Below are 18,495 nucleotides of genomic sequence, written 5' to 3' on the forward strand. Positions count from 1 at the left end.
TCGTGGCTTACAGACCAGTCTGCTGTGTTGTGTTTCTAGCAAAGGACTAAGGCTATTTGCTACGAACCACGCCTTGCATTTAGTCATGTAAGCCAACGCAGTGCATACATGGGACTTATTCGCAGTTTCCCTAACTGAGAGGTGTCTAGGAAATCAGTGGCTATTCACTCCATATTTCACGCCGTACCTTGAGTTATTCTCGTTATAGTATGGCAAACTCTGAAACCCTTATTTAATGCGCTCTAGCAGTACGCCTGCCTCCATGTGGTCGGTATAAGGGAATTGATCAAACAAGGCAAAGCGTTTGATTTCGTGAGTTTGACTCAACTGTTCGAGATTATCGGCCAGGGTTTGCGGGTTGCAGGAAATATAGAGGATGGAGTCATAACCCTGTACCAAGTTGACGGTCTCGGGATCCAGGCCGGCTCGCGGTGGGTCGACAAAGATGGTATTGCAGTCGTAACTTTTGAGATCAATTCCCTCTAGGCGTTTGAAGCTACGCTCTCCCGTCATGGCCTGAGTAAACTCTTCGGCTGACATACGGATGATTTGCAGGTTCTCAGTGCCGTTTTGTTTAATATTGTATTGAGCGGAATCGACCGAGGGTTTAGCTAACTCGGTGGCCAGTACCTTGGTGAAATTCTGCGCCAGCGCAATGGAAAAGTTGCCATTGCCACAATAGAGTTCAAGTAAATCGCCGCTACTGTCACGGGTACAGTCTATAGCCCATTCAAGCATTTTGGTCGCTACTTGGGCATTAGGCTGGGTGAAACTGTTTTCCACTTGTTTATAGATGTATTCCTGCTGGTTGACTTGCAGACGTTCGATTACGAAGTCTCTGTCCAAGACAAACTTCTGTTTGCGGGCTCGGCCGATAATATCGACCTTGAACTCTTTCTCGAGTCTTTGTTTCAACGCCTTGGTTTCATTGAGCCAGTTATCATCCAACTGTTTGTGATACAGCAGTGACACTAAAATCTCGCCGGACAGAGTAGAAAGGAAGTCTACTTGAAACAGCTTGTGTCTCAGTATGCTGTTAGGGCGTAATTCGTTCATCAGTACCGGCATCAGCTGATTGATAAGGGCACTGGCTGGCAGGAATTGATCACAACGAACCTTGGCTTGTTGTTGTTGGTCAAACATGTAGTAGTAGAGGTCATCTCCGTCATGCCAAACTCGGAATTCTGCTCTCATACGGTAGTGTTTCTGTACCGAGGGAAACACCTCTAATACCGGCGGAGTGAAGCGGGCAAAGGCCTGTTCCAGCTTGAGACGCTTTTGTTCCAACTGCGTATCATATTGATTGGGGTCCATTGCTTCTAAATTCATAATATTCACTCTTGGCTTAAAACCGGGGCGCAAATATTATACTACGTGGCGCTTATGTCCAGTTTCATTCCTTTGTGCTTTTATTCAAGCTGTGAAAAAATAAGATCTCATCTGCTGTCGTGGTTTCAAACCATGACTCGTCTTAATATCGTTTAGAGGCTCAATTTGTCACGTCCCATACTGGTTTTTGACTCAGGCATAGGTGGCCTATCGGTGCTTAAAGAGATCCGTAAGCTATTGCCGCTGAGACAGTATTGCTATCTGTTTGATAATGCGCGCTTGCCTTATGGTGAGCTCGCGGAAGCCGAGTTGGTAAACGGATGTGTGGATTTGGTTACTACTATGGCCAAACAGATAGATGCCGCGATAGTGGTCATCGCCTGTAATACAGCCAGTACTTTGGTTCTTCCCGAGTTGAGGGCTCAACTGACGATTCCTGTTGTTGGGGTTGTACCGGCTATCAAACCTGCTGCGACTATCTCCAAGCGAAAGCATATAGGGTTATTGGCCACACCGGGAACTGTGAAAAGGGCTTATACCAAGGAACTGATCAATCATTTTGCCAGCGACTGTCAAGTGGAACTCTTTGGTTGTTCAGAGCTGGTATTGCTAGCAGAGGCCAAGGCGGCTGGTCAGGCCATAGATATCGCAGCAATAAAGAAGTTACTGCAACCGGTCATCTACAGTGAACTGGATGTGCTTGTGCTTGGTTGCACTCACTTTCCTATGCTAAAGCCTGAGCTACAACAAATACTGGGTGATTATGTTGAACTACTGGATTCCGGCGAGGCGATTGCGAAGCGAGTGAAGAGTCTGCTGCAATATCAGCAGGAAACCGCTGACTTAGATCAACCAAATAATGAATGGGCTTTTTATACCAGCGAGATGATTACTGAAGGATTGAAATCAACGCTGGCCGAGTATGGTTTTGCTCAAACGGCCAAGACCTCAACCAGCGTGATGACGTAGGACTTCTATTCCTGCTTATCTGAATCTTGCGATTTGGCTTCACGTACTTTCAGAGTACGCTCCTGAAAGATGAAGTCATTCAGTTTGGTCATTGCTTTTTGAGCGCCGGACTCTGACATTTCCACAAAACCAAATCCTTTACGTCTGCCGGTTTTGCGATCTCTCACTAAACGAACAGAATTCACTGGGCCGTACTCCTCAAACAATAACTTTACTTCAGTGTCGTGTGCTCTGTAAGGGAGGTTACCTACGTAGAGAGTCATGGTTGGGCCATTGTAAGTTTCTTGTCCTTTAGCTTGAGCCTGACTTGGACTGGATGTGAATGCATAAACTGCAGCAGCAAGGAGTGCACCAACAGGGAAGGCCAAAAATGCAGGCAGTTGAGGCATGAGCTGGTATATCGCAAGCGCGCCCAGAATGGCGATGCCCAACACAATCAAAAATGACTTTTGCATAAGAAATGTTCTCTGTGAAGAATAATTGATAAATTACTGTTAAAAGCGATGACTATGGTAATGAATTATTTACCTTTAAACCAGACTGACGCCCAAAAAATGACCTTTGCTCTCATTTTTAAACATAAGCAGGACCTTCAAGCTAAGTTTTTTATTCAAAAAGGCTATTAAATGGCCTTCGAGGTTAAAAGGTAGGCGCTTAGTGTAAGGAGGAGTAAAAAGCTCTTGCGCTATTGGCTGGCCTCCCTATAATGCGCTCCCACTGACACGGCGCAGCGGCAACGCGAAAGACGTGGCAGGGTCGAAGAAAAGAGGCTTTTGAGTCCTTTCAGCGACAGGCGAAAAAAGATGGTAAATACCTCTTGACGCCGCAGCAGGAAAGCGTAGAATACGCATCCCTGACCCGATGGGAAGCATCGCGGTACTGCTCTTTAACAATATATCAAGCAATCTGTGTGGACACTCACAGGCATTGAGAAATCGACAAAACGATTTAACTCGATGAAGAGTGTTCATACGAACAGAATTCATTGAGTCGAACCTTCGGGTTCAACCAAAACTTTAATTGAAGAGTTTGATCATGGCTCAGATTGAACGCTGGCGGCAGGCCTAACACATGCAAGTCGAGCGGTAACATTTCAAAAGCTTGCTTTTGAAGATGACGAGCGGCGGACGGGTGAGTAATGCCTGGGAATTTGCCCATTTGTGGGGGATAACAGTTGGAAACGACTGCTAATACCGCATACGCCCTACGGGGGAAAGCAGGGGAACTTAGGTCCTTGCGCTGATGGATAAGCCCAGGTGGGATTAGCTAGTAGGTGAGGTAATGGCTCACCTAGGCGACGATCCCTAGCTGGTCTGAGAGGATGATCAGCCACACTGGGACTGAGACACGGCCCAGACTCCTACGGGAGGCAGCAGTGGGGAATATTGCACAATGGGGGAAACCCTGATGCAGCCATGCCGCGTGTGTGAAGAAGGCCTTCGGGTTGTAAAGCACTTTCAGCGAGGAGGAAAGGTTAGTAGTTAATACCTGCTAGCTGTGACGTTACTCGCAGAAGAAGCACCGGCTAACTCCGTGCCAGCAGCCGCGGTAATACGGAGGGTGCGAGCGTTAATCGGAATTACTGGGCGTAAAGCGTGCGCAGGCGGTTTGTTAAGCGAGATGTGAAAGCCCCGGGCTCAACCTGGGAACCGCATTTCGAACTGGCAAACTAGAGTCTTGTAGAGGGGGGTAGAATTCCAGGTGTAGCGGTGAAATGCGTAGAGATCTGGAGGAATACCGGTGGCGAAGGCGGCCCCCTGGACAAAGACTGACGCTCAGGCACGAAAGCGTGGGGAGCAAACAGGATTAGATACCCTGGTAGTCCACGCCGTAAACGATGTCTACTCGGAGTTTGGTGTCTTGAACACTGGGCTCTCAAGCTAACGCATTAAGTAGACCGCCTGGGGAGTACGGCCGCAAGGTTAAAACTCAAATGAATTGACGGGGGCCCGCACAAGCGGTGGAGCATGTGGTTTAATTCGATGCAACGCGAAGAACCTTACCTACTCTTGACATCCTCAGAAGCCAGCGGAGACGCAGGTGTGCCTTCGGGAACTGAGAGACAGGTGCTGCATGGCTGTCGTCAGCTCGTGTTGTGAAATGTTGGGTTAAGTCCCGCAACGAGCGCAACCCCTATCCTTACTTGCCAGCGGGTAATGCCGGGAACTTTAGGGAGACTGCCGGTGATAAACCGGAGGAAGGTGGGGACGACGTCAAGTCATCATGGCCCTTACGAGTAGGGCTACACACGTGCTACAATGGTCGGTACAGAGGGTTGCGAAGCCGCGAGGTGGAGCTAATCTCATAAAGCCGGTCGTAGTCCGGATTGGAGTCTGCAACTCGACTCCATGAAGTCGGAATCGCTAGTAATCGTGGATCAGAATGCCACGGTGAATACGTTCCCGGGCCTTGTACACACCGCCCGTCACACCATGGGAGTGGGCTGCACCAGAAGTAGATAGCTTAACCTTCGGGAGGGCGTTTACCACGGTGTGGTTCATGACTGGGGTGAAGTCGTAACAAGGTAGCCCTAGGGGAACCTGGGGCTGGATCACCTCCTTACCTAAGCGATAATTGGTGCTTTTGAGTGTTCACACAGATTGCTTGATAAAAGAAGTAGAGCATGGGGGTCTGTAGCTCAGGTGGTTAGAGCGTTCGCCTGATAAGCGAGAGGTCGGTAGTTCGAGTCTACTCAGACCCACCAATTCTTCCGCTATTATGCGTTAAACAGGTCGTTGTTTACTCCAGTAAACTTCCTCCCAGTTTACCTTGACTAGCGTTGAAGGAATGAACAGGACGGTGTTCAAGACTGTTTGCGAGAGATTTTTATTGAGTTCGAGGCAGCCGAGCGATGAGTGAAGGAGTTTAGTTAACTAAATGACTGAGCGAAGAGGCGAAGGCTAACAAGGAAATCGGTAAAAAAGAACCGCAAAGAAACGGGGCTATAGCTCAGCTGGGAGAGCGCCTGCCTTGCACGCAGGAGGTCTGCGGTTCGATCCCGCATAGCTCCACCACTTCCCTTGGAAGTGCTGGAACCGTCACTCTACAAAGGACGAGAGACGCCAAAGATAAGTCAGTATTTATCTTTGGCTTTTTTAAGCCCGGTCGAAATTGTTCCATACAATTTTCGACACTCCCTCCTTCCATGGAGGTTGCTCTTTAACAATTTGGAAAGCTGATAGTAGACATCAAGACGACTCTTAGGAGTTGGAATTGATGGATACAAAATTGAGTTCTCAAACACTTCAATCAAGTGTTTTGGAAATTCTTCAAGGCGAGTCCACTTCCTTAACCCGGAGGTGAGACAAGTAAACCTAAGCTGGTTGCAATACAATCCGTGTTTTTAGCTATGTTACCAATAAGGTAGCGCGGTCAGGCGACATGGTGTCTAAGCGGTGATTTGAGTGAGGAAGGAGTGTAGCAGCGCTACATGACTGACGAATGAAAAGCACAATAACGACAACATGAGTACTGACAAGCGAAATGAAAACTCATCCGGGTTGTATGGTTAAGCGACCAAGCGTATACGGTGGATGCCTTGGCAGTCAGAGGCGATGAAGGACGTAGTAACTTGCGAAAAGCGTTGGTGAGCTAGTAACAAGCATTTGAGCCAGCGATGTCCGAATGGGGAAACCCGGCAGCATAAGCTGTCATCAATACGTGAATACATAGCGTATTGAGGCGAACGAGGGGAACTGAAACATCTAAGTACCCTCAGGAAAAGAAATCAACCGAGATTCCCCAAGTAGCGGCGAGCGAACGGGGATTAGCCCTTAAGTCTTTGGGGTGTTAGTGGAATGTGTTGGAAAGCACAGCGGCACAGGGTGATAGCCCCGTACACGTAAACTAACCAGAGATGAAATCGAGTAAGGCGGCACACGTGACATGTTGTCTGAATATGGGGGGACCATCCTCCAAGGCTAAATACTCCTGACTGACCGATAGTGAACCAGTACCGTGAGGGAAAGGCGAAAAGAACCCCTGTGAGGGGAGTGAAATAGAACCTGAAACCGTATACGTACAAGCAGTGGAAGCGGTCCTTGAGACCGTGACTGCGTACCTTTTGTATAATGGGTCAGCGACTTACATTTAGTAGCGAGGTTAAGCGAATAGCGGAGCCGTAGGGAAACCGAGTGTTAACTGCGCGTTTAGTTGCTAGGTGTAGACCCGAAACCCGGTGATCTAGCCATGGGCAGGTTGAAGGTTGAGTAACATCAACTGGAGGACCGAACCGACTAATGTTGAAAAATTAGCGGATGACTTGTGGCTGGGGGTGAAAGGCCAATCAAACCGGGAGATATCTGGTTCTCCTCGAAAGCTATTTAGGTAGCGCCTCGGACGAACACCTTTGGGGGTAGAGCACTGTTAAGGCTAGGGGGTCATCCCGACTTACCAACCCTTTGCAAACTCCGAATACCAAAGAGTGCTATCCGGGAGACAGACGGCGGGTGCTAACGTCCGTCGTCAAAAGGGAAACAACCCAGACCGTCAGCTAAGGTCCCAAAGTAATTGCTAAGTGGGAAACGATGTGGGAAGGCTTAGACAGCTAGGATGTTGGCTTAGAAGCAGCCATCATTTAAAGAAAGCGTAATAGCTCACTAGTCGAGTCGGCCTGCGCGGAAGATGTAACGGGGCTAAGCAATTCACCGAAGCTACGGGTATCAGCGCATCACCTGATGCGATTTGCTGGCGTGATTCACTTTGTGAATGACGCCCAAGCACCCAACACGTTGAGTCGAAAGATGCAACGGGGTGTTTAAGTCGTATGAGGGATGCGCTGATGCGGTAGAGGAGCGTTCTGTAAGCCGTTGAAGGCGAAGGGGTAACCCCCGCTGGAGGTATCAGAAGTGCGAATGCTGACATGAGTAACGATAAAGGGGGTGAAAAACCCCCTCGCCGAAAGACCAAGGGTTCCTGTCCAACGTTAATCGGGGCAGGGTGAGTCGACCCCTAAGGCGAGGCTGAAAGGCGTAGTCGATGGGAAACGGGTTAATATTCCCGTACTTCTGCTAACTGCGATGGAGAGACGGAGAAGGCTAGGCCAGCGCGGCGTTGGTTGTCCGCGTTTAAGGTAGTAGGTGGTGTGCTTAGGCAAATCCGGGCACACATACACTGAGAGCTGATGACGAGTCCCCAAGGGGATGAAGTGGTTGATGCCATGCTTCCAGGAAAATCTTCTAAGCTTCAGGTTAGTAGAAATCGTACCCCAAACCGACACAGGTGGTCGGGTAGAGAATACCAAGGCGCTTGAGAGAACTCGGCTGAAGGAACTAGGCAAAATGGTACCGTAACTTCGGGAGAAGGTACGCTGCCGGCGGTGAAGACCTCGCGTCGTAAGCTGCTGGCAGTCGCAGATACCAGGTGGCTGCAACTGTTTATCAAAAACACAGCACTGTGCAAAATCGCAAGATGACGTATACGGTGTGACGCCTGCCCGGTGCCGGAAGGTTAATTGATTGGGTTATCTTCGGAGAAGCTCATGATCGAAGCCCCGGTAAACGGCGGCCGTAACTATAACGGTCCTAAGGTAGCGAAATTCCTTGTCGGGTAAGTTCCGACCTGCACGAATGGCGTAATGATGGCCACGCTGTCTCCAGCCGAGACTCAGTGAAGTTGAAATTGCGGTGAAGATGCCGTATACCCGCGGCTAGACGGAAAGACCCCGTGAACCTTTACTATAGCTTGGCACTGAACATTGACCCTACATGTGTAGGATAGGTGGGAGACTATGAAGATGAGACGCCAGTCTTGTTGGAGTCAACCTTGAAATACCACCCTTGTAGTGTTGATGTTCTAACCTTGGTCCCTTATCGGGATTAGGGACAGTGCCTGGTGGGTAGTTTGACTGGGGCGGTCTCCTCCCAAAGAGTAACGGAGGAGCACGAAGGTTGGCTAAGTACGGTCGGACATCGTACGGTTAGTGCAATGGCATAAGCCAGCTTAACTGCGAGACAGACACGTCGAGCAGATGCGAAAGCAGGTCATAGTGATCCGGTGGTTCTGAATGGAAGGGCCATCGCTCAACGGATAAAAGGTACTCCGGGGATAACAGGCTGATACCGCCCAAGAGTTCATATCGACGGCGGTGTTTGGCACCTCGATGTCGGCTCATCACATCCTGGGGCTGAAGTCGGTCCCAAGGGTATGGCTGTTCGCCATTTAAAGTGGTACGCGAGCTGGGTTCAGAACGTCGTGAGACAGTTCGGTCCCTATCTGCCGTGGGCGTTGGATGATTGAGGGGAGCTGCTCCTAGTACGAGAGGACCGGAGTGGACGAACCGCTGGTGTTCGGGTTGTCATGCCAATGGCATTGCCCGGTAGCTACGTTCGGAATCGATAACCGCTGAAAGCATCTAAGCGGGAAGCGAGCCCCAAGATGAGTCATCCCTAGGTCCTAGAGACCTCTGAAGAGCCGTTCGAGACCAGGACGTTGATAGGCAGGGTGTGTAAGCGTTGCGAGGCGTTGAGCTAACCTGTACTAATGACTCGAGAGGCTTAACCATACAACCCAGATGGGTTTTACGGACTTGAAGAAGTTAGATACTTGATTGAAGTTTGAACTCAGGCTCTGAAAAGAGCACAGCTTTCTGAATTGAAGAACAAAGGTTAATGACGCAGGTAATTGTTTGGCTGACAAAGCCATGACGAGCGAGCCGCGCAGTGTACTGAAGTACATGAGCAGCGTAGCGAGGAAACAATACCGTCAGACGGACAATTAACCAGTAAGAATATGTCTGGTGACAATAGCATTGTGGTCCCACCTGATCCCATCCCGAACTCAGAAGTGAAACGCAATCGCGCCGATGGTAGTGTGGGGTCTCCCCATGTGAGAGTAGGTCATCGCCAGACGCCACTTTGGTTTTCACTTTTTACTCTTTATTAAAGAAATGAGTGAAGACAAAATAGTAACGATGGATCCCCAGCACTTTGTGTTGGGGATTTTTCGTTTTAATAGTATTTTGATATGTCCACTCTCACATGGGGAAGATACAGAGTCCGAACGCAGTGAGGCACAATCCCATGTGGAGTAGGGTGAGGTTGTCGTGTTTATCAAACTCAGTTTGATGCGACAGACGAATGCGTAGAGCTTGCTCGACGCTGGCCATCGCCAGACGCCACTTTGGTTTTCACTTTTTACTCTTTATCAAAGAAATGAGTGAAGACAAAGCAGTAACAAAAAAGCCCTAGCTAAATGCTAGGGCTTTTTTGTTTATCTCGTTTCCAGCGAGATGCAGCCCAAAGCGGCTGGCGCAGTGTGTGCCCCTCAGCTCGCAGCCAAGCTGCTTCGCGCTCCAGCCATCCATCAAGCTGTGCTTGCTATTCATCCTGCTGTTACTTAACTTATATGCAGTTTTTGCCAAAGGGATCTTTGAATGAAGTTAGAGATGATTTGTACCGGAGAGGAGGTGTTGTCCGGTCAGATAGTAGATACCAATGCCGCCTGGTTTGCCAATGTGATGATGGAGCATGGGATTGAGGTGCAGCGCAGGGTTACAGTTGGGGATAGGCTCGAAGATCTGATAGCTGTGTTTCAGGAGCGTAGCCTCCATGCCGATGTCATTCTGGTTAATGGTGGTTTGGGGCCAACCAGCGACGATCTCTCGGCCGAAGCCATGGCTAAAGCCAAGGGTGAGTCTCTGGTTGAGAACGCCGAATGGTGTGCCAAGATGGAGGCCTGGTTCAGCCGTAACAACAGAGAGATGCCAGCCAGTAATCTGAAACAGGCTTTGCTGCCTGAGTCTGCCGTCATGGTGGATAATCCGGTTGGCACGGCCTGCGGCTTTAGAGTCAAACTCAATCGTGCCTGGCTCTACTTCACTCCCGGGGTACCATTTGAGCTGAAACATATGGTTAAGGAGCAGTTTCTGCCCTTTATCAAACAGGAGTTCGGCCTGGATGCAAAAGTCGCATTGAATAAGCTGTTGACCCTGGGCCATGGCGAATCGACGCTGGCCGATAAGCTGGAAGCATTGGAGTTGCCAGCAGGGATCACCATAGGTTATCGCTCCTCTATGCCACATATAGAGATCAAGTTGTTTGCCCGCGGTGATAAGGCCATTGCTCTGTTGCCCCGAGTTACCAATCATGTACGACAGGTTCTGGGTACTGCGGTCGTTGCCGAAAATCGCGCGACGCTGGCGGAAGAGATCCATCACAGGTTGTTGAACTCAGGCCTTAGTCTTAGCCTGGCCGAGTCCTGTACCGGAGGTATGTTGACCAGTCAATTGGTGGCTTTCCCTGGCAGTTCTTCCTATTTGCATCAGGGGTTGGTGACCTACAGCAATGAGAGCAAGGTGCGTATTCTTGGGGTTCAACCTTCAACACTGGATGACCATGGCGCTGTGTCGATTGCCACCGTTGAGGAGATGGCGATGGGGGCCAGGGCGATACTGGATAGCGACTATGCTCTGGCCACCAGTGGCATTGCCGGTCCTGACGGCGGTACAGAGGAGAAGCCTGTCGGTACTGTCGCCATAGCCTTGGCGACCAAGGGAGGTTGTTACAGCCAGATGATTCAGCTGCCAAGGCGCTCTAGAGAGCTGGTTCGCAGCCTCAGCAGCGCCGTAGCTTATGACATGTTGCGCCGCGAGTTGCTGGGCGAGGCGGTTATTGTTGACTACTCCTCCATTGGTCGATTTGCCAAATAGTCAAAGGCAGTAATAGGTTAAACCAGTAATAGGTTAAATAAAAATACGCAGCCAAGGCTGCGTATTTTTGTGCTGTGAATATCGATTTATTTAAACTCCAGCACCAGCTTGCCTGGTTTAACCTGAAGGCTCTTGGTCATATCGGCCAGTCTCGCTTGGTTGCTGTCCTGAGTGTCCAGAACATAAACCGGCTGACTTTCGAGGAAGTTGCGGATAAAGCCCATCAACTGTGGGGCAATACCTTGTAAAGCCCGCTGAATATCCTTGGGATTGGACTCGACAGAGGTCAACTCCAGACCACGGAGATAGACGCCATGGGTTTGGTTGTCATACCAAGGCTTGGCCTCAAACTCTGTCGTCAGGCTGGCACGCAGGGGAAACAGCGGTGTTCTGAGTATCAGCTCAGAGGTGGCTTTCACCGCCATGGTATCCGGCTTGTGTCCCAATTTGACTGTTACCCGATTCAACTGGATCTCTGTTGCCAGTGGCCCCTGGGTGTCTTGCATATCCAGTTGCAGCTCTTTATTCAGATAAGATTCCAGCTGCCCTTCGCTGATGCTGTATTGGCTGACACAGCCGCCCAACATCAGCATCAACCACAGAGACAGCAGTAGGGGCAGCCTCATCCTGTATTCCTCATGCCCGCCGCGACACCGGCTATGGTCAGCATCAGCGCCAGTTGCAATTGTTCCGAGGTTTCCTGTTCCTTGCGACTTCGGGCCAACAGCTCGGCCTGCAGGAAGTTGAGCGGGTCGATATAGGGGTTGCGAAGCCGCACCGATTCCCTGTTCCAGGGAGTATGCGACATCAGGCTGTCAGAGCGGGTCAGTTCGAGTACCGCCTGGATCCCCTGTTGCAGCCTCTCCCTGAGAGCTTCACCCAAATGACGCAGGTCTTCAGGCACCAGGCAGGTGTCGTAATAGCGGGCGAGGTTGGGTTCTGCCTTGGCATACACCATTTCCAGCATGGAGATACGGGTGTTGAAGAAGGGCCATTGACGCTCCATCTCCTGTAGCAGAGAAAGCTCTCCTCGCTTGGCCGCGGCTTCGAGCGCCTCACCGGCACCGAGCCAGGCCGGCAGCATCAAACGGTTCTGTGACCAGGCGAATATCCAGGGAATGGCGCGCAGGCTTTCGATACCACCATCCACCCGGCGTTTGGCCGGTCGACTGCCGAGTGGCAGCTTACCCAGCTCCACTTCAGGCGTTGCGGCTCTGAAATAGGCAACAAAGTCAGCTTCTTCCCTGACTATGCTGCGGTAGGCCAGTACAGACTCATCGGCCAGTCGCTGCATGCATTGCCGCCACTCCTGTTTGGGCTCAGGAGGTGGAAGTAAAGTGGCTTCCATCACCGCCGAGGTGTAAAGCGCCAGTGACTGCACCGCCAACTTAGGGAGACCGAACTTGAAGCGGATCATCTCTCCCTGCTCTGTCACCCGGATCCGTCCGTCAACTGAGCCCGGAGGCTGTGACAGAATCGCCTGGTGAGCAGGGCCGCCGCCACGACCGATAGTACCGCCACGGCCGTGGAATAGGGTCAGTTTGACGCCAGCCTTCTTGCATACCGCAACCAGTTGTTCTTGCGCCCGGTATTGTGCCCAGGCCGCGGCCATGACTCCGGCATCCTTGGCCGAATCCGAATAGCCAATCATCACTTCCTGCATGCCTTTGGTGTAACCCAGATACCAATCGATATCGAGCAGGGCAGAGATGCAATCGGCGGCATTGTTGAGGTCATCCAGGGTCTCAAACAGCGGCACTACCCGCATGGGATAGTGACAGCCGGTTTCTTTGAGCAGCAAGAGTACCGCCAGCACGTCGGATGGTTGGCTGGCCATGGATATCACATAGGAGCCCAGCGCTTGTTGAGGCTGAGTGGCTATCAAGCGGCAGGTTGCCAGTACCTCGGCCACCTCGTCTGATGGCTGCCAGTTTACCGGGATCAAGGGTCTGCGATTGGCCAGTTCCCTGAGCAGGAAGGCCTGCTTTTCTGTCTCATCCCAATGGTTGAAGTCACCCATGCCCAGATAGCGGGTAAGCTCGGCAATGGCATTGGCGTGGCGCTCTGCATCCTGGCGGATATCCAACCTCAGCATATGAATGCCGAAGCAGGCCAAGCGGCGCAACATATCCAGCAGCAAGCCATTGGCTATCAGACTCATGCCGCAATCGCACAGGCTTTGATACAGCATCAGCAGCGGCTTTTTCAGGTCGTCCTGGTGCCAGATGATGCTATGGCTGTCGATTTCGGGCTGATGACCTTCGAGGCGGGCATTGAGATAGTCTATGGTGTTGCGCAGCTTTTGGCGCAGATCTCTGAGCACGTCACGATAAGGTTCACAGCTGCCGTTGGTATACTGGCTCAGCTCCTCGTTGGCTTCTTCCATGGACAATTCGCCAACCAGAGAGACGATATCTTTGAGATAGAGTCTGGCGGCGGCATGGCGATTACGATCCAATACTTCCTGAGTGACCTTGGCGGTAACAAAGGGGTTGCCATCACGGTCGCCACCCATCCAGCTGGAGAATCGCACCGGCGCGATATCAATCGGTAGTTGGCTGCCGGTGCGCTCTTCTACCTGGTCGTTGAGCTGGCGTAAAAAGTCGGGAATCGCCTGCCACAGTGAGGTTTCGATAGTCGCCAAACCCCAGCGGGCTTCATCTACCGGTGTTGGGCGTTCGCGGCGGATCTCATTGGTATGCCAAATCTGGGCGATCAGCTGCCGCAGTCGCAGATTGATCTGTTTAAACTCGCGCTCGCTGAGCTGATCGTTTTCCAGAGCCGTCAGACAATCGACCACAGATGAGTACTTCTGGATCAGGGTGCGGCGGGATATCTCGGTCGGGTGTGCCGTCAGTACCAGATCTATGTTCATCTCTCTGAGACAGGACAGCATCTGCTTCTGATCTATCGGGCCGTTCAGCATGCGTCCGAGCAGTTGCTCCACGGGATCCGGTACACACACCAGTTCATCACAGTTGCGGCTGATGGTATGAAATTGCTCGGCGATATTCGCCAGGTTGAGAAATTGGTTAAAGGCTTTGGTGACCGGCACCAGTTCGTCATCGGGCAAGGCCGTCAGCAGTTCCAGCATCTGCTGGCGGGCGCTTTCGTCACCCTGACGGGAACTCTTGGCCAGTTGGCGGATCTGCTCCACCTTATCGAGAAATGGCTCCCCCAGATCGGATCGCATGGTGTCGCCGAGGATCTGCCCAAGCATACTGACGTTGGATCTTAAGGATGCATACATATCTGCCATCGTGTTGATTGCTCCAAAGAATAGTGAGAAAGAGTCGTCGTTTCGGGCGGACTTGAGTAGAGCACAATAACCAGCACTGTGCCCTGTGGTCAATACGCTGAGGTATTTGCTTCACGTTGTTTCCAGCGGCTGTGGGCTGGATCATTATTTTATACAGGCATGATAAATAAGCTGTTTCAGCAAATTTATCGTGGGTTTGATCTGCGCCGTATCCAAATATTCATCGGGCTGATGAGCCTGCTCTATGCTGCCGGGTCCCAATACCAGAGTGTGGCATCCCAGTTGCCGAATATAAGGCGCCTCGGTGGCATAGTTCACCACTTGCGGTGCCTGCCCCGCCAGGCTGGCGACCAGTTGGCTCCAGGGAGAGTCTCTATCATCGGCAAAGGGCTCTGAGCCGGGATAGAGTTCGCTGATGGAAACCGCCCCCGGGAATTGCTCGCAGACCGGCTGTAAATACTGCTGCAGCATGAGTTGCAGATCGGTCAAAGCCAACCCGGGAAGCGGGCGAATATCCAGATGCAGATCACAGCAGCCACAGATACGGTTGGCGGCATCGCCGCCGTGGACATGGCCAAAGTTCATGGTTGGGTAAGGCACACTGAAGGCGTTTTCGCGATAGTGTTCACTCAAATGCTGCTTGAGTTTAAGTAGTCGGCCTATGATCAGATGCATCACTTCTATGGCATTGAGTCCCTTGGCCGGATCCGACGAGTGGCCGCTGCGGCCTGTTACCCGAATGCCTTGAGCCATGTGCCCCTTATGCATATAAACCGGCCGCAGGCTGGTGGGTTCGCCTATGATGGCAAATTCAGGCTTGATTGCAGCGTTGGCGGCAAAGGCCTTGGCCCCATTCATTGTGGTTTCTTCATCGGCACTGGCGAGAATATAAAGAGGCCGCTTCATTTGTGTCAGCGGCAGTTGTTTCAAGGCCTCCAATATCAAGGCAAAGAAACCTTTCATGTCACAAGTTCCCAAGCCATACCAAAGATTATCTTTTTCGGTTAGCCGAAAGGGATCATGCTGCCAACGGCCTTCATCGAACGGTACTGTGTCTGTGTGCCCGGCCAGCAGTAGGCCACCTTGGCCAGTGCCCAGGCTGGCCAGCAGGTTATGTTTGTTGCGACTGCCGGGCACCGGCTGGCGGCGGCACTCCAACCCCAAATCGGCAAACCAGTTGGCCAGCAAGTCGATAACGGCAGCATTGGATTGATCTTGCTCGGGCTCCAAGGCACTGATGGAGGGCGAGGCGATAAGCGCACTGAAGCTTTCTGTGAGTTCCGGCAGTTTTTTCATGACTATTCCGTAAAACATTAAAAATAACTATTCATATATATTGCATAAATAAATTGCTGTGTTAGTCTAGCAAACAGCTAAAGCCAGTGTCATCTTTCATGGTGACTAAATTCAGTGAGACTAAGTATGTTGAGTTCGACCTTGAGCTTGATTCAGACCAAAAACTGCAATAACTCCCTGCGACGATAAACTTGTCATTAGGCGCTGAGCCACGGGCTTTCGTTGTGCCCTTCCTTTTTTGATTAGCTTGAAGAATTAGAAACCATGAAAAATATCGCCATCATAGGGGCCAGTGGATATACAGGTGCCCAGTTAACCGCCCTGATCCAAGCTGAACCAGAGTTAAGCATTCAAGGGTTGTATGTCTCTGAAAATAGTCTGGATAAGGGCAAAAGCCTGGCCGAGCTTTATCCTGTATATCAACATATCTCTGCAGTGTTGCAGCCGTTAACGCCAGAGGCCAAACAGCAGATAGTGGCACAGGCCGACGCCGTGGCGCTGGCGACCGAACATTCGGTAAGCCTGGAATTGGCAGCCTGGTTTTATGCCCAGGGTCTGGCGGTATTTGATTTGAGCGGTGCCTATCGTTTCAGCGATGCTGCAAACTACCCCAAGTGGTATGGCTTTGAGCATAACCAAGCCGAAGTATTGGCACAGGCAGTTTATGGCCTGGCCGAGTGGAATGCCGAGGCCATTGCCAACAGCAAGATGATTGCGGTTCCCGGTTGTTATCCCACGGCATCTCTGTTGGCACTTAAGCCGCTCAAGTCACTGATGACTGATGCCTTCCCCGTTATCAATGCCGTTAGCGGTGTGACCGGAGCCGGGCGCAAGGCGCAGCTGCACACCAGTTTCTGTGAAGTGAGTTTAACGCCCTACGGTGTGCTTGGTCACAGGCATCAGCCCGAAATCGCCAGCCAACTGGGGCAGGAAGTGATTTTTACTCCGCACCTTGGCAACTTCAAACGCGGCATTCTCGCCACCATTACGCTGCAGCTCAAGCCGGGTACCAAGGCAGAGGACGTTGCCGAGGCTTACAGCATCTACCATGGCTCGAGCATAGTCAGCGTAAAGCAGAACCAATTTCCCAAGGTGGATGACGTGGTACACACGGGCAATTGTCATCTGGGGTGGAAGTTTGATGAACAGAACCATTATCTGGTGGTGGCCAGTGCCATAGACAACCTGATGAAGGGCGCTGCCAGTCAGGCGCTGCAATGCATAAAGATTCACTTTAAATACTAATTATTCCCGGAACGGTTAGAGAGAGTTGTCACTATGAGCACGAAAGACAAGGTGTTGGTTCTGAAAGTTGGCGGCGCACTGATGCAGTGTGAGATGGGAATGGCCAGGCTGATGGATACGGCGGCGAAAATGCTGGCCCAGGGACAGAAAGTGGTTCTGGTTCATGGTGGCGGTTATCTGGTGGATGAACAGCTCAAGGCCAATGGCATGGATACGGTGAAGCTCGATGGCTTGCGGGTCACGCCGCCGGAGCAGATGCCGATCATTGCCGGAGCCCTGGCCGGTATGTCCAACAAGATACTGCAGGCGGCGGCCATCAAGGCTGGTGTCGCCAGCGTTGGCATGAGCCTGGCGGATGCCAACTTGGTCGATGCGGTAATTAAAGATGAACGTTTGGGGCTGGTGGGTGAAGTTTCCCCCAAAGACGGCAGCTATATCAATTTCGTCTTGTCTCAAGGGTGGATGCCTATTGTCAGCTCCATTGCGGTATCCAGCGAAGGGCAACTGCTTAACGTCAATGCCGATCAGGCTGCCACAGTGCTGGCCAAGCTGGTGCAGGGCAAGCTGGTACTGCTCTCCGATGTTTCCGGAGTATTGGACGGTAAGGGGCAGTTGATCGCCAGCCTTAATCGCAGCGAAATCGACGACCTGGTGAAACTGGGCGTGATAGAGAAAGGCATGAAAGTCAAAGTAGAGGCGGCGTTGGAAGTCGCAGAACTCATGGGGCAGCCGGTACAGGTTGCTTCCTGGAGAGATGCGGCGCAACTGGCTGCATTGGCTCAGGGCGAAGCCGTGGGTACGCAAATAAAACCATAGGAGAAGGCAGTATGAAGCACCTGTTGACCATTAAAGAACTCACCCAATCCCAGTTGCTGGCGTTGTTGGACTTGGCCAAAAAGATCAAGGCCAATCCGGCAGACTACCGACACGCGCTTGCGGGCAAGAGCGTAGTGATGCTGTTTGAAAAACCTTCCCTGCGTACCAGGGTCAGTTTCGATATCGGTATCCACAAGCTGGGTGGCCACTGTCTTTATCTGGATCAACAAAATGGTGCTTTGGGCAAGCGTGAATCTGTTGCCGATTTCGCCGGTAACCTTTCCTGCTGGGCCGACGCCATAGTGGCACGGACTTTCAGCCACAAGACCATAGAAGGCCTGGCCGAGTTTGGCACAGTGCCTGTGATCAATGCGCTGTCGGACTTATACCACCCTTGTCAGGCACTGGCGGATTTTCTGACCCTGTCAGAACAGCTCGGTGACTTGAGCAAGGTGAAATTGGCCTATGTGGGCGATGGCAACAACGTGACCCATTCACTGATGATAGGCGCTGCCATTCTGGGTGCCAGCATGACGGTTATCTGCCCCGAAGGGCATTTCCCCGATGGTCTGATTGTCAATGAAGTACAGCAACTGGCGGCGGAGAATGGTGGCAGCCTGGTACTGACTTCAGACATCGCCGCCCTGGAAGGTCAGGATGCCGTCTACACTGATACTTGGATTTCCATGGGCGACCAAACAGAACTTTCTGATATTGAAGCAAAATTTAATCCTTATCAGATCAATCAGCCGCTGATGGATCAGTATAAGGTGAAGTATTTTATGCATTGTTTACCCGCTCACAGAGGGGTAGAAGTGACAGATGAGGTGATGGATGGCAAAGGTTCTCTGATCCTGCAACAGGCAGAAAACCGCATGCACGCGCAGAATGCCGTTCTGGTAACACTTTTGAGTTGATGGCCAAGGGCCAGTTG

The 18,495-nt window shown here is 51.5% G+C and carries 10 protein-coding genes, 2 tRNA genes and 3 rRNA genes; 10 read left to right on the plus strand and 5 right to left on the minus strand.

Annotated elements, in window-relative coordinates:
• Positions 1–228 precede the first annotated feature (228 nt).
• Positions 229–1,329, minus strand: coding sequence for a tRNA (uridine(54)-C5)-methyltransferase TrmA (trmA, locus tag WKR14_RS01210; RefSeq protein WP_101057776.1), 1,101 nt, complete (start codon positions 1,327–1,329; stop codon positions 229–231).
• 165 nt (positions 1,330–1,494) lie between these two features.
• Here trmA and murI point away from each other — a divergent pair, with 165 nt between their 5' ends.
• On the plus strand, positions 1,495–2,298 hold the full coding sequence (murI, locus tag WKR14_RS01215; RefSeq protein WP_101057775.1) for a glutamate racemase: 804 nt from the start codon (positions 1,495–1,497) through the stop codon (positions 2,296–2,298).
• Positions 2,299–2,303: 5 nt separating this feature from the next.
• On the opposite strand, the gene WKR14_RS01220 is transcribed toward murI, so the two are convergent.
• On the minus strand, positions 2,304–2,753 hold the full coding sequence (locus tag WKR14_RS01220; protein ID WP_039036161.1) for an RNA recognition motif domain-containing protein: 450 nt from the start codon (positions 2,751–2,753) through the stop codon (positions 2,304–2,306).
• Positions 2,754–3,315: 562 nt separating this feature from the next.
• Here WKR14_RS01220 and WKR14_RS01225 point away from each other — a divergent pair.
• The 6 genes from WKR14_RS01225 to WKR14_RS01250 all read left to right on the plus strand — a co-directional run bounded on the left by WKR14_RS01225 (position 3,316) and on the right by WKR14_RS01250 (position 10,945).
• Positions 3,316–4,860: ribosomal RNA gene (locus WKR14_RS01225) — 16S ribosomal RNA — on the plus strand.
• Between the two features lie 65 nt (positions 4,861–4,925).
• Positions 4,926–5,002: transfer RNA gene (locus WKR14_RS01230), tRNA-Ile, on the plus strand.
• 234 nt (positions 5,003–5,236) lie between these two features.
• Positions 5,237–5,312, plus strand: a tRNA-Ala gene (locus WKR14_RS01235).
• A gap of 492 nt (positions 5,313–5,804) precedes the next feature.
• Positions 5,805–8,800: ribosomal RNA gene (locus WKR14_RS01240) — 23S ribosomal RNA — on the plus strand.
• Between the two features lie 230 nt (positions 8,801–9,030).
• Positions 9,031–9,146, plus strand: a 5S ribosomal RNA gene (gene rrf / locus WKR14_RS01245).
• Together the 16S, 23S and 5S rRNA genes with 2 tRNA genes alongside form the textbook arrangement of a ribosomal RNA operon.
• A 524-nt stretch (positions 9,147–9,670) precedes the next feature.
• On the plus strand, positions 9,671–10,945 hold the full coding sequence (locus WKR14_RS01250) for a CinA family nicotinamide mononucleotide deamidase-related protein (RefSeq protein WP_165564296.1): 1,275 nt from the start codon (positions 9,671–9,673) through the stop codon (positions 10,943–10,945).
• A gap of 86 nt (positions 10,946–11,031) precedes the next feature.
• Here WKR14_RS01250 and WKR14_RS01255 read toward each other — a convergent pair whose 3' ends face one another.
• The 3 genes from WKR14_RS01255 to argE form a co-directional block, all read right to left on the minus strand.
• Positions 11,032–11,571, minus strand: coding sequence for a DUF1439 domain-containing protein (locus WKR14_RS01255; protein WP_101057634.1), 540 nt, complete (start codon positions 11,569–11,571; stop codon positions 11,032–11,034).
• Positions 11,568–14,204: a phosphoenolpyruvate carboxylase gene (gene ppc / locus WKR14_RS01260; protein ID WP_071237672.1), complete on the minus strand. Its 2,637-nt coding sequence runs from the start codon at positions 14,202–14,204 to the stop codon at positions 11,568–11,570. Before ppc ends, WKR14_RS01255 begins: the two co-directional genes overlap by 4 nt.
• A 144-nt stretch (positions 14,205–14,348) precedes the next feature.
• Positions 14,349–15,500: an acetylornithine deacetylase gene (gene argE / locus WKR14_RS01265; RefSeq protein ID WP_339087233.1), complete on the minus strand. Its 1,152-nt coding sequence runs from the start codon at positions 15,498–15,500 to the stop codon at positions 14,349–14,351.
• Between the two features lie 264 nt (positions 15,501–15,764).
• Here argE and argC point away from each other — a divergent pair, with 264 nt between their 5' ends.
• The 3 genes from argC to WKR14_RS01280 are packed head-to-tail and all read left to right on the plus strand — an operon-like array spanning position 15,765 to position 18,478.
• Entirely contained in the window at positions 15,765–16,745 is a 981-nt protein-coding gene (argC, locus tag WKR14_RS01270; RefSeq protein ID WP_071237674.1) for an N-acetyl-gamma-glutamyl-phosphate reductase, read from the plus strand.
• A 33-nt stretch (positions 16,746–16,778) separates the two neighbouring features.
• Positions 16,779–17,561 (plus strand): acetylglutamate kinase, encoded by a 783-nt coding sequence (argB, locus tag WKR14_RS01275; RefSeq protein WP_025011587.1) that lies wholly within the window; start codon positions 16,779–16,781, stop codon positions 17,559–17,561.
• A gap of 11 nt (positions 17,562–17,572) precedes the next feature.
• Positions 17,573–18,478 carry an ornithine carbamoyltransferase gene (locus tag WKR14_RS01280; RefSeq protein ID WP_039036118.1) on the plus strand — a complete coding sequence of 302 codons (906 nt, stop codon included), beginning with the start codon at positions 17,573–17,575 and terminating at the stop codon, positions 18,476–18,478.
• The last annotated feature ends 17 nt before the right edge of the window (positions 18,479–18,495 follow it).

Source organism: Shewanella chilikensis (assembly GCF_037953065.1).
Classification (GTDB): domain Bacteria; phylum Pseudomonadota; class Gammaproteobacteria; order Enterobacterales; family Shewanellaceae; genus Shewanella; species Shewanella chilikensis.

Excerpts from the sequence above, each read along its gene's own strand:
- trmA (WP_101057776.1), bottom strand. The coding sequence starts at position 1,329 with ATGAATTTAGAAGCAATGGACCCCAATCAATATGATACGCAGTTGGAA.
- WKR14_RS01250 (WP_165564296.1), top strand. The coding sequence starts at position 9,671 with ATGAAGTTAGAGATGATTTGTACCGGAGAGGAGGTGTTGTCCGGTCAG.
- ppc (WP_071237672.1), bottom strand. The coding sequence starts at position 14,204 with ATGGCAGATATGTATGCATCCTTAAGATCCAACGTCAGTATGCTTGGG.
- argE (WP_339087233.1), bottom strand. The coding sequence starts at position 15,500 with ATGAAAAAACTGCCGGAACTCACAGAAAGCTTCAGTGCGCTTATCGCC.
- WKR14_RS01255 (WP_101057634.1), bottom strand. The coding sequence starts at position 11,571 with ATGAGGCTGCCCCTACTGCTGTCTCTGTGGTTGATGCTGATGTTGGGC.
- WKR14_RS01280 (WP_039036118.1), top strand. The coding sequence starts at position 17,573 with ATGAAGCACCTGTTGACCATTAAAGAACTCACCCAATCCCAGTTGCTG.
- argB (WP_025011587.1), top strand. The coding sequence starts at position 16,779 with ATGAGCACGAAAGACAAGGTGTTGGTTCTGAAAGTTGGCGGCGCACTG.
- argC (WP_071237674.1), top strand. The coding sequence starts at position 15,765 with ATGAAAAATATCGCCATCATAGGGGCCAGTGGATATACAGGTGCCCAG.
- WKR14_RS01220 (WP_039036161.1), bottom strand. The coding sequence starts at position 2,753 with ATGCAAAAGTCATTTTTGATTGTGTTGGGCATCGCCATTCTGGGCGCG.